Below are 11,990 nucleotides of genomic sequence, written 5' to 3' on the forward strand. Positions count from 1 at the left end.
GGTTAGACGTAGAAATCAACAAGATTGCCACGGTTGTTGGTACCGCTGGCGAAGGTGTGACTGGACTTCCCATTGGCCCCGTAGCTGTTGGCGGCATCATCGGTCTGATTATTTTCAAGTGTCAGGGCAGTCTGGCTATCCTGAAACCGGCGTTCATTGCGTACCGTTTCCGCAGCACGCTGAACGCGTTCGATTTCTTCGTCAGAAAGCTGGATCGAGTTTGCGACCTGCTCGACGGATTGCTTCTGTTCCTGCTGCGTCTGGGATGCACGTGGCGATACCGGACTTGCCGGGCGGACCGGAATCGGCGGCAGAATTTCAGAAGTGCTGGTAACGCTGACCATGATGGCAGGACGGCTCGCTACATTTGTTATGACGGGCAGCAAAACAGGTGTGCTGTATTTTCCGGATTTTAGCGTCAGTGATTTTAAAGAAAAGCGTTATTTGCAACGATAACGCGTATCACCTGTTATCCGGGTTCCTGTATCATCGGCGCGATATTGTCCGGCGCGTCATAATGGCCCGCGGCAAAGCGGGTCACGCTATTTTTGGCAATCGTTTTGAGTTTCGCGGCCTCGATCGAGATATGGTCAAGCGTAATGTCTGTGCGTTCCGGCGGGATACGTACCAATGCAGCACTAACCGTCATCAAAGGAAATTCGCTGCTTTCACCGTTGCGCCCCTTGCCGATCAGGTAACCCTGATCGCGGGTTTGGGCGTCATAGAAGCTTTTGATCTGTTCATCGAACATGGATTGGGCACGTTGAACCGCACTTACGGCATCCTCGAAGTCAATTGACTGGACATAGGCAAAGAAATCATCGCCGCCGATGTGACCAACAAACCAGTCATTCTGGCTTAGCGCTTTGCCCAATATATCCTTGAAAAGCAGTATCGCGCGATCCCCTTGCCGGAAACCGTAAAGGTCGTTGAAGGGTTTGAAATTGTCAAAATCAAAGTAAACGGCAAAGCGACGGCGGCGCGGTTTGGCAAGTGCGTTGGCAGCATAGCGATAAATCGCACTGTTTCCCGGAAGACGGGTCAGCGGATTTTCATCGCGTGCATTTAGCGTATTGCGTTCATTAACCGCGCGCAGCAGCGCACTTTGATCAAGCACGCCAAGGTAAACCCCCTTTTCAGTCAGGATCACACCATCAAGCGAGTTTGCCGCGACAAAGGTTTCAAGCAGTTCTGACAGACTGGTATTGATATCGGCAATCGGGCAGCGGCGCAAAAAACGGCTGATATTTGTGCGGTTGGCCGGGTTTTGCAAAAGCTCGCGACCAAATGGCGTGTATATGAAAGCCTTGAAATCCGAATCCCGGATCACGCCAAGCGGTTCGCCCTGCCTATTGATAACCGGTGCAATGGCGATGTCGGTATTTTTCTGGAAATAGGACAGGATTTCCACCGGATTGATGTTGTTTTCTATCGGTGGCGTCTCGAGCAAGTAGGACCGCAAAACATCGCCGTCGCGTTCTACCCCGCGCCGGTTTTCTATCGCAACCCCGGAAATGGCAGGGACGATATCTGTGCGCTCCGGCAGGTCGACCGATGGCCGTGCAATGAAAAATCCCTGCACCAGATCGCATCCGATCCGTCGACAGCACAAAAACTCTTCGCGGGTTTCAACGCCTTCGGCCACGACCTGTGCGGCAATCATATGCGCGAAAGCCGTGATTTGGGATACAAACAGTTCCTTGCGCCGGTCGCGATCAATCCCGTCGATAAAGAACCGGTCAATCTTGATGATGTCTGGTTCACATTCGTAAAGCGCGCGAAGCTGGGCAAAGCCGCTGCCATAGTCGTCGATCGCAACTTTGAAACCCTGACTGCGATATCGCGTCAGAATATCCTGAAGGTATTGGGCGTTGCTGATGTCGTGACGTTCTGAAATTTCAAGAAAGATGGTGTCGCGTTCAAGACCGGCTTTACGCAGCAATTCGGCGGTGCGGCCCGGCTGATAATCCGGGGTACGGACAACACGACTGTCAAAATTGTAAAACAGTTTCAATCGGCGTGCTTCGGGCAGGCGGGCAAACTTTGCAATCGCCTTTTCGCGCAACATCATGTCAACGCCGTGCAGATTGCCGGTTTCCCACGCCGTATCGAAAAGGGACTGGATCGACTCAAAGCCGCTGTCTTCCCAGCGACGCAAAAGCGCTTCGTAGCCAAATATGTGCCCGGTATGCGGGTTGACGATCGGTTGAAAGGCAAAGTCGACTTTTTCGACGATCTGCTTCCAGTTCCGAAGGCGGAGTGCCGAGCCGGCAGCTCTGTCCGCGGTCAGTTCATCCTCCGCATCAAATGCCAAGGCTATTCCCCGATCTTGAAAAATTTACTGAATCCTCTGAACGGCAGGAGCATCACGGTACATGCAAAGCTCCTAACGCAGGATCGGCAACAACCTGATGACAGTACAGTTACGAATATATGACATCCGCAGAAAACCGACACTTTTCACAGCATTTGGTCGAGGTTTCTTATACAGAGAGCTAGACAAATTTTGTGATTCCGGCGGGAGAAGTCAGCCACGTTGCAGTTGAACAAGTGGATGGTGTTCCTGCACAAGGCCGCGTAAACGCGATTCGAGGACGTGGGTATAGATTTGTGTCGTTGAAATATCCGAATGGCCCAGCATCTGTTGCAGGCTGCGCAAATCGGCCCCGTTTGCCAGAAGGTGGCTGGCAAAGGAATGACGCAAGACGTGCGGGGAAACCCGTGACGGGGCAATTCCGGCTTCGGCGGCAAGGTCCTTGACCATATTGAGGAACATCTGGCGCGTCAGATGACCCGATTTGCCGCGCGACGGAAACAGATAGGGTGATTGGCCGGGCTGGTTTGCCTTGGTGACCGGAATAAACGATGCCCGGACTTCAAGATAATCCCTTAAGGCATCACGGGCAGGATCGGACAGCGGAACGAGCCGCTCCTTGTTTCCCTTGCCCCGAACGATCAGCATTTGCGGGTCACGCGCCGCAGCGGCAAAAGGCAGTTCAACCAGTTCGGAGACGCGCATGCCGGTGGCATACATCAGTTCTACCATCGCCAGAAGGCGTTTGCCCTTGATGCCGTCATGATTGGTGGCGGTGACAATCAGTCGATCAATTTCATCAATGGTCAGGAATTTTGGCAATGTATTGCCCTGCCTGGGGCTGTCGATATGGGCAGATGGATCGTCATTGCGATATCCATCGGCATAAAGGAATTTGTGGAACTGCCGGACGGCGGACAGCCGACGGGCCTGGGTTCGCGGCGCCAAACCGGCATCGCCAAGCGATGCCATATATTTCCGGACATGGATGTCCTGCGCACCGATCAGATCCGATTTTTGCGTTTTCAGGCTTGCAACATAATCTTCCAGATCACGGCGATACGCGTCGAGCGTATGAATGCTTGCCCCACGTTCTGCTGCCATCATTTCCAGAAAGGCCGCGACAAGATTGCTATTAAGCGGCTGTGCCACGATATCTGTCCGTTATTGGCTTCGAGCCATCAGGATTTCGACGGCAAGACGGCGCGCCTCGCGGTTAAGCCCGATATGGTTGAGTGCGGCAACCGCGTCCGAAAGATCCTTCGGATCACCGTTGGGAACCCCTGCAACCTGCTGCGCATGAATGGCAAGGGCGACGGTTTTGCCGCGCTGCATATTCATTGCTGCGGTTTCCAGATGATGGTTGACTGCCGTGCTTACGGTTTGGCGTTCATCAAGATAGGGCGCGGTCAAAAGCGCATCCCAAAGTGCAATCGGGACTTCAATGCCAAAGCCGTCAAACAGGCTAAAGATCAGTTCTGAATCACGTTTTGCCTGAATCTGATCGCCGCGGGCGGCGTCCATTTCCTGCCATTCGGTCATACGGGCGCGGTGTTTGGCCTGTGCGTCGTTCATCGGTGCAGAAGTTTTGGCAGGTGGCGTAAGAGTTACAGCACCGCCCAGTCCATAACGGACAGGCGTTGTTGCCCCATCGTCGGGCAGATTAACCGTGACACTGCCATTCGACCCGTCGGCCATTTCGGTGGCGGTTGGTGTTCCGGTATCTTCAAGTCCGGCAAGTGCCAGAACCGGATAAAGAAGGATCAGACGGGATTCGATATCGTTGCCCGGATTGGAACTGTTTTTGGCGGTTTGCAGCCAACCGGACGCACGTTCCATATTGTTTGCCGCAATCGAGGATTTTAGCGCATCAATCGCAAACCACGAAAAATCACTATTCACCGGGATATCGGTCAGCAGATCGGACGTCAGGCGTGATACCTGAACGAAATCACCATTGATGATTGCAGATTCATAAAGCGCAGCAAGGATTTCCGCACGGACTGCTGCAACATCACTTTTGGTGGCCGCCTGATACAGTTTGGCATATTGGCGGGCCTGCACCCCTTCGGGGGCATCGTCAAGCGCATTGGTTATCGCATCTGCGTCAAAAGAGACGTCGCTATAAATCTTGCGCAACTGCGCGGCTTCGATCAGGCCAAGTTTTTCAGCCTTGCGGGCGGCTTCAAGGCGCACATCGGTCGACGTTGCACGCGCATTGATCATGCCCAGAATGGCGGCGGCATTACTGGTTTCAAGCTGATTGGTCGGAATGCTTTGCTTGGCGATTTCAAGAAGCGCAATATCGATCGGGCGCAACGTGTTCAGCGAGTTCAGAATGTCTTGCGACGGGGCCGATCCATTTCGGATGGCTGATACCAGACCAAAGAAGGTTTTGTCGGTTTCGCCTTCCATTTCGCGGACCAGATCTGTCGAAAACGATGCCGATGTCCGGTCATTGGCATGAAGCGCGCACATGACAGCGGCTTTGAGCCAGAAAATATCGTCGAAGTTGTTGCTGTAACCATCGATTGCCGCACAGGCATCATCAAGTTTTCCAGCAATCATCAAAGCATTGACTTCTGCCTGTGCCAGCAGCGAGCCCCGTGCCCCTTGTGGTGTGGCGCGGACCAGATCAATCGCACCGTCCAGTTCACCCATATTGATCAGCTTGGCAGCACGCGTTTCAAGCATGCTGATTTCCTTGTGGTCATCGGGAACGGCCGCGACGCTTAACAACAGGCGACGTGCAAGGTCGCGGCCCGTATGCGTTGCGGGCATTGCCGGAATATCTGTCAGAAGACGTGCCGCCGTTTCCCGGCTTGTGCCGTTCCACATATCGGCACCAAATCCGCCACGTTCACGTCCCAGTGTACCAACGGCCTCGGCATCAACAGCTTGCAACGTAACCGTCTGGACCGCGTCGGGGTCGCTTGGGAATGTATCTGGTAGTGTACCGGTACCCTGACCAAAATTGCTGTTTTGGCCCGAATTGCCGCCTGTTGCAGGGGCGGTCGCATCCGGTTGCGAATTTGCGTTCTGTTCTGCTTCCTGTTTCAAAAACAGCGGCACCGGTGCCTGCGCGTTGGCAAAAGCCACGGGCAAGGTGATTCCTGTCCCTGCCATCATTGTGACGAAACAGGATTGCATCAGCAGGCGAGAACGCAAGCGCATGTCAGTTGAACCTCGAATTCGGGATGGTTTCTTCCATCTGGGTCGTTGGCGATGGAATATCCCAAGTGACCAAAAATGTTGCGCCACCAGCGATGACAGCAATGATCAGCAATAAAATGAGACGCGAAATTATCTTCATGGTTATCCAGACTTCGGTGCGTTGGTTCTATATGCGCAAAGATCAGTATGCGGGGCCCGGTAAAAGATGCAAGACAGAGCCGAACCGCTTTGGCCTAAAGCCATGAATTCAGCCTGTGATTTCTCCAACCCCGTTCCCCGAACCTTTTCCCTGACATTCCAATTCGGCGATATAAAGGCAGTTTAGGGTCCGGGTCCTCACAGAGGGTTAACGCGATGGCCAAAAGTTTTCAGCGGGTGCGCAAATCTCGCTGCGTACCGGAATTGCTCAGATCCCTTGTGTAGCGAAGGAATTTGTCGGTGAACAGCGCGGTTTGCTTGCGTTCAGGCTGCAGCTGGCCTAAAGAAATGGGTAAATTGTGTGATAACCGGATTAAAGACAGGACTGCAAACCGATCATGGAGAGCAATATTGCCGAGTCGGGTTTGCGCGATGACGTGATTGCAAATATCCGGACAGGGCTGAAAGGCCGACCGCTGGTGTTTATCGGTCTGATGGGGGCCGGGAAAAGCTGCATCGGACGTATGGTCGCCAAGGCACTTGATCTGGATTTTGTTGATGCTGATCGTGAAATCGAGGAAGCCGCAGGCTGTTCGATTGCCGACATCTTCAAGCTATACGGCGAAGAAGCATTTCGCGAAGGTGAAGAACGCGTAATCGCGCGTCTGCTGGATGGCGAGCCGCTTGTGCTAGCGACCGGTGGTGGTGCTTTTATTCGCGAAAAAACCCGGGAACTTATTCTGGAAAAATCGGTCTCGGTCTGGTTGCGTGCCGACCTTGATCTGTTGCTGCAACGTACCAGCGGGCGAACGCATCGTCCGCTGCTCAATAATGGCGATCCGCGTCAGATTCTTGGCGATCTGATCGAGGCGCGCTATCCGGTTTATGCCGGAGCAGACATCATTTTTGACTGTGACGAATCCTCCAAGGAAGAAACGCGCGACGGGGTTATTGCCCTGCTTGGCCGTTCATTTGATAAAGACGGGAATATAATCCGGTGAGCAATCAGACGTCTCCTCTTGCGGCAAATCATGACGTTTTGCGCGTCGAACTTGGTGCGCGCAGCTATGATATTCTGGTCGGAAGCAATCTTTTGGCAGATACCGCAAGCCATATCGCGCCGTTCGTCAGAAAGGCCGGTGTCGTCGTTATCAGTGACGCGACGTTGGCGGAACGCCATCTTCCGGTGGTTCTGGCATCGCTTGACGGGGCGGGTATCGCGCATCGCGAAGTGATCGTTCCTGCCGGTGAAAAATCCAAAAGCTTTGCCGTATTTGAAGATGTTATCGAACAGATTCTGGCGATGGGGATCGAACGTTCGACCCTGATCATGGCACTTGGTGGTGGGGTGGTTGGCGATCTTGCGGGTTATGTTGCAGCGTCGCTTTTGCGTGGTCTTGATTTCGTTCAAATTCCGACAACCCTGCTTTCACAGGTCGATAGTTCGGTTGGTGGCAAAACAGGCATCAATTCGAAATCGGGCAAAAACCTTATCGGTGCATTCCATCAGCCGCGCCTTGTTTTGGCAGACACGGCGGTTCTTGATACATTGCCGCGCCGCGAAATGCTTGCCGGGTACGCCGAGGTTGTTAAATACGGCCTGATTGATGATCCGGAATTCTTTGACTGGCTTGAACAGAACGCCGAAGCCGTTTTGAGCAACGATGGTGCGGAGCGCCGCGAAGCCGTGATGCGCAGTTGTGCGGCCAAGGCGCGGATCGTCTCTCAGGATGAACGCGAGTCCGGGAAACGTGCCCTATTGAATTTGGGCCACACGTTTGGGCATGCGCTGGAAGCGGAAACCGGATACGGCGCAAAGCTTCTGCATGGCGAAGCCGTTGCGATGGGGATGGTCATCGCCCATGACGTTTGCGCGGCAATGGGCATGGCCCCGGCTGGCGAAAAAGAACGGATTGCAAGTCATCTGAAATCGGTTGGTTTGCCGGTATGTGCGTCCGAAGTTCCGGGCATGCATTGGGATATTGATCGTTTGATCGGCCATATGTCGCGCGATAAAAAAGTTCGTGACGGTGAAATCACGTTTGTCATGACGCGTGGTATCGGCAAGGCTTTTACATCCAAGGCGATGGACATTCAGAAAATGCGTGCTGCCATTACCCGTTCCTGCCACGGCTAAGGCAGAAGTTCGGGGCAATAGCGACTGTGAACTTGATGACTTGTCCGATCAGAGATTGACCTGATACGCCGCAACAGCACAAAGTAAATATCTGTTGCGTACACTCATTGGAGACGAACCTGAATGACAATCACGATTGTCGTGATTTTTATCCTGCTGATGCTTTCGGCGTTCTTTTCTGGCTCGGAGACTGCGCTGACAGCAGCATCAAAGCCAGTCATGCATCACAAGGAACAGGATGGAGATCAGCGGGCAGGGATCGTCAACCGGTTGCGCCAGTATCAGGAGCGGTTGATCGGTGCCATTCTGCTGGGTAACAACCTTGTCAACATTCTGGCATCTGCCTTGGCAACGTCTGTCATGATCGAGCTTTTTGGTGAACGCGGTGTCGTTTATGCGACCGCGGCCATGACGGCACTTGTGCTTATATTTTCTGAAATTCTGCCAAAGACCTATGCGCTTCAGCATGCAGACAGCATGGCGCTGCGCGTTGCCCGGCCGATGAGTATTCTGGTTGTTGTTTTTGCGCCGGTTACCCAGACCATTCAGGTGCTGGTACGTGCCACCCTGCATCTTTTTGGCAGCGGCGACGGCCCGGGAACCGACCGCGAGCGTGAATTGCGCGGTGCCATTGAATTGCATGCGGATGACGTCGTTGTTGGTGATCATCATGCCGAACGCACGATGTTGCATGGGGTTCTTGACCTTGAGGATGTCGGGGTCTGGGAAATCATGGTGCACCGTCGCAAGGTGCAGATGATTGATATCACGCGCCCGATGGAAGAAATCCTTGATACGGTATTGGCAAGCCCGCATACGCGTATTCCGATCTATGACAAGGATCCGGATAACATCGTTGGCGTTTTGCATGCGCGTGAGGCGCTGAAAGCGATCGTCCGCGGGGCAAAGCCTGAAACGGCAGAAGATGTTCGCATGCTGAGTTCCGAACCCTGGTTCATCCCCGATAGCACCACGCTTGCCGATCAGCTTAAGGCGTTCAAGGAACGTCACGAGCATTTCGCGATTGTCGTCGATGAATATGGGGCGTTCGAAGGCGTCGTGTCGCTTGAAGATATCCTTGAAGAAATTGTTGGCGATATCGCCGATGAAACCGACGTCGAGGTTGTTGGTGTTCAGCCGCAAACCGATGGATCGGTCATTGTGCGCGGTGATGTGACCATTCGTGACCTTAATCGTCGTTTTGGCTGGCGTTTGCCCGACGAAGAGGCCGCAACCGTTGCCGGGTTGTTGCTTTATGAAACCCGCCGTATTCCCGATGTCGGACAGCAGTTCCGATTCCATGGACTGGAATTCGAAGTCCTGCGTCGCATTCGAAATCAGATAACCCGCATCAAATTACGTGAAGTGCGCGAAGTCGCAACCGACGATACGAACTAGCATTGATTGCACCAAAACAAACGGGCTGCAAGGGAAACCGGGCGGCCCTTTTTGTTTCCTGGGTGTAAATATGTTCTTTTAAATCTACTTATCGGTTAAAATGATCGACAAAGGTCTTGATCGATGTGATTGCAGGGCCAATTGCAAATAAGGGCCCCGGACGCATTTGATGCGTTGTTTTCAGCAATCTGATCGGGGCAGGGCACGTGGCAACAGCAACCCGCAGAGGGAAAAACATGGATACGAAAATCGTACCTGGTGTGGTCAAAGAGCAGTCGATCGCAACCTTGAACCCAGCAGACTCGGTCATGGACGCCGTTAATATGATGACCGAACGCAAGATCGGTGCCGTGATCATTGTCGATAACAATGCCAGGCTTGCTGGCATCTTCACAGAGCGTGACCTTGTAAACCGGGTTGTCGCAAAGGGTCTTGATGCGGCTTCTACCCCCCTTAAACAGGTTATGACGGCCAATCCCGATACACTCGCACCCGGCGATACGGCGATGAATGCCCTTGAATTGATGAGTGCGCGCCGCTACCGACATCTTCCGGTGCTTGATGGGGAAAATGTCGTCGGCATGGTGTCGATCCGCGATCTGTTCAATGTCGTGAAGGCACAGCTTGAAGAAGATTTGCGCGAACGCGAAAAGTTCATTTTCGGGTCCGATTACGGCGTCGCGTAAATCAGGTTTAGTCCATGAAATATGCTTTGGGCGGCTGATGCGGAGGTTTCGCATCAGCCGTTCTGCGTTTTTGAAGGTTGACAACGTGCCAGTTACTGTCTTTACGTTTACGTAAAGGAGATATACGCCATGCCCTTATCCAGCCCTGCGGAACGTGACCATATCCATACCCGCAACGTTACCTGCACCGGATATCGTCGCAAGGACGGTCTTTGGGATATCGAAGGCCATATCACCGATACCAAGACATACGGGTTTGAAAATAACGACCGCGGCGAAATTCCCGCCGGTGTACCGATCCATGAAATGTGGCTGCGCATTACTGTGGGGGATGACATGGTGATAAGTGCGGTTGAAGCCGTCACTGATCATGCCCCGTTCAATGCCTGTGATGAAATTGCCCCGAACTACGCAGCACTGGTCGGACTTCGGATCGGGCCGGGGTTGAAACAGCAGATTCGCGAACGGGTTGGAGGCATTCACGGATGCACGCATCTGACCGAACTGATGGGACCGGTGGCAACGACTGCGTTTCAGACAATCTTTCCGATCCGCGCCCGCGAGGCCGAAGAACGCCGAAAGCAGGCGGAAAAGGATGGCACGGTGCCAAACCCGCCGAAAAAGCGCCGATCTCCATTGGTGAATAGCTGCCACGGGTGGCGAAGTGACGGTGCGGCGGTCAAACGCATTGCGCCCGATATGTATACCGGTGACTAAGCGGTCAGTCTTGTAACGCTGTTATTACACACAATATCACCGGTGACGGGGTTTGGTGAATGTCAGGTGTTGCATGAGACGCCATACACAGCCATCAGGACAAAATCTTTCGCGGCGATTTGCGTCGGCCTATAGCTGTATTTTGCTGCTTGGCCTGATGGCATGCGTGTTTGTGATTACGCTCAAAGGCCTTCCCGCACAGGGGCAGGAACAAGCACAGGATTCTACCGGCTCATCGGACGAGAACGCATTCCTCATTCTTCAAACCAATCTTCAGCCTCCCTATCAGCAATTGCAGAACGGCATTTTGCGAGGCTATTCCATCGCAGTATTGAATTGCGCGTTTGAACGGATCGGGGTTGGGTACGGGATCGCGATTGCACCCCGCCAGCGCAATCGGGAAATGGTGCGAAATGGGCAGGCGGACGGGTTCTTTCTGGCGCGGATCAGCACCTTCATGGACCAATACGCCGAGCCGACCTTGCCGCTAGCACTTGAAAAATGGGTCTGGATTTCAGCTGCCGGACAACAGGGCAGTTTCGCGTCAAGCCCGACACCCGACAGTCTGCTTTCTGTTGGTGCCATCCTTGGCTCCAACGAAGCAGAATGGCTGGCAGAGCAGGGGTATCAGGAAATTGCCAAGGCACCGTCCATCAACTCCCTGATTTCGCAGGTCCTGGCCGGGCGCGTTGAATACGCCTTGGTCGACAAACAGACATTCGAGGCCGCGCGCGACAGCATGGGCAACCATGAAGATCAGTTCAACGTCCAGTTCGAACGATATGCCCCGCTTGTTGTTTATATTGGGCGGGAATATACCCGCCTTAATCCCGGGCTAATTGCGTCGCTGAATACGGCGCTGGGTGCATGCGAAACCTTACCCATGCAGCTTGAGGATTGGGAACGTGATCTGATTACTCGTCAGCAGTTACCGGCGATCCGCGCCATGGCGGCGAATGCGGAACTTGTTGGGGGGTACGGTCCGCAATGGGTCGAGCACAAATTCAGCCTGATGCGATTGTCGAAATCGATCGCGAATGGCGTCAGGGCAGCGAAGGCGGGATTGCCAGCCCGAAGGCAACCGAAATCCTTGAAAATCCGCTTTCCGATATCTTGCGGGCCTTTCAGGAAAGCGACGCCGACAATATTGCTGAAATATTCGTATTCGATACCAACGGCGCGGTTATCGGCATGAACCGGTTGACGACCGATTTCGATCAATCAGATGAGCAGAAATTCGAGGTCGCCATTAGCCATGACCCGGATATAAGTCAGATCGCCGACATCTATTTTGATGGATCAACCCGCGCCTTTCTGTCGCAGGTTACGGTTCCGATCATCAATCCGGAAACCGGAGATGTTATCGCGGCAATGACGGTTGGCCTTGATGTTTCAGGGGCACTGCGACCCGACAGCTGATTTCGGT

Annotated in this window: 11 protein-coding genes; 7 read left to right on the forward strand and 4 right to left on the reverse strand. The window is 53.6% G+C overall.

Features of this window, described 5'->3' with window-relative positions; genetic code table 11:
• Positions 1 to 2: 2 nt before the first annotated feature.
• From P8T57_RS11540 to P8T57_RS11555, 4 genes are all read right to left on the reverse strand, one after another.
• On the reverse strand, positions 3 to 344 hold the full coding sequence (locus P8T57_RS11540; protein ID WP_341363167.1) for a hypothetical protein: 342 nt from the start codon (positions 342 to 344) through the stop codon (positions 3 to 5).
• Positions 345 to 469: 125 nt separating this feature from the next.
• Positions 470 to 2,314, reverse strand: coding sequence for a GGDEF domain-containing protein (locus P8T57_RS11545; RefSeq protein ID WP_037990557.1), 1,845 nt, complete (start codon positions 2,312 to 2,314; stop codon positions 470 to 472).
• Between the two features lie 213 nt (positions 2,315 to 2,527).
• Positions 2,528 to 3,466, reverse strand: a complete 939-nt coding sequence (gene xerD, locus P8T57_RS11550) for a site-specific tyrosine recombinase XerD (protein WP_341363168.1) — start codon at positions 3,464 to 3,466, stop codon at positions 2,528 to 2,530.
• Positions 3,467 to 3,478: 12 nt separating this feature from the next.
• Positions 3,479 to 5,413 (reverse strand): antifreeze glycopeptide, encoded by a 1,935-nt coding sequence (locus tag P8T57_RS11555; RefSeq protein WP_341363169.1) that lies wholly within the window; start codon positions 5,411 to 5,413, stop codon positions 3,479 to 3,481.
• Between the two features lie 611 nt (positions 5,414 to 6,024).
• Between P8T57_RS11555 and P8T57_RS11560 the strand changes: the two genes are divergently transcribed.
• From P8T57_RS11560 to P8T57_RS11590, 7 genes are all read left to right on the forward strand, one after another.
• Positions 6,025 to 6,627, forward strand: coding sequence for a shikimate kinase (locus P8T57_RS11560; protein ID WP_007089047.1), 603 nt, complete (start codon positions 6,025 to 6,027; stop codon positions 6,625 to 6,627).
• Positions 6,624 to 7,763 carry a 3-dehydroquinate synthase gene (aroB, locus tag P8T57_RS11565; protein ID WP_341363170.1) on the forward strand — a complete coding sequence of 380 codons (1,140 nt, stop codon included), beginning with the start codon at positions 6,624 to 6,626 and terminating at the stop codon, positions 7,761 to 7,763. The genes P8T57_RS11560 and aroB overlap by 4 nt, the downstream gene beginning before the upstream one ends.
• Positions 7,764 to 7,886: 123 nt before the next feature.
• Positions 7,887 to 9,161: an HlyC/CorC family transporter gene (locus P8T57_RS11570; RefSeq protein ID WP_007089045.1), complete on the forward strand. Its 1,275-nt coding sequence runs from the start codon at positions 7,887 to 7,889 to the stop codon at positions 9,159 to 9,161.
• Between the two features lie 236 nt (positions 9,162 to 9,397).
• Positions 9,398 to 9,847 carry a CBS domain-containing protein gene (locus P8T57_RS11575; protein ID WP_007089044.1) on the forward strand — a complete coding sequence of 150 codons (450 nt, stop codon included), beginning with the start codon at positions 9,398 to 9,400 and terminating at the stop codon, positions 9,845 to 9,847.
• A 129-nt stretch (positions 9,848 to 9,976) separates the two neighbouring features.
• Positions 9,977 to 10,564: a DUF2889 domain-containing protein gene (locus P8T57_RS11580; protein WP_037990562.1), complete on the forward strand. Its 588-nt coding sequence runs from the start codon at positions 9,977 to 9,979 to the stop codon at positions 10,562 to 10,564.
• A 73-nt stretch (positions 10,565 to 10,637) separates the two neighbouring features.
• Complete coding sequence (locus P8T57_RS11585) at positions 10,638 to 11,759, forward strand: hypothetical protein (protein ID WP_341363171.1); 1,122 nt, start codon at positions 10,638 to 10,640, stop codon at positions 11,757 to 11,759.
• Positions 11,756 to 11,983 (forward strand): hypothetical protein, encoded by a 228-nt coding sequence (locus P8T57_RS11590; protein WP_341363172.1) that lies wholly within the window; start codon positions 11,756 to 11,758, stop codon positions 11,981 to 11,983. The genes P8T57_RS11585 and P8T57_RS11590 overlap by 4 nt, the downstream gene beginning before the upstream one ends.
• Positions 11,984 to 11,990: the final 7 nt, after the last annotated feature.

It is taken from the genome of Thalassospira sp. SN3W, from assembly GCF_038070535.1.
GTDB classification, from domain to species: domain Bacteria; phylum Pseudomonadota; class Alphaproteobacteria; order Rhodospirillales; family Thalassospiraceae; genus Thalassospira; species Thalassospira xiamenensis.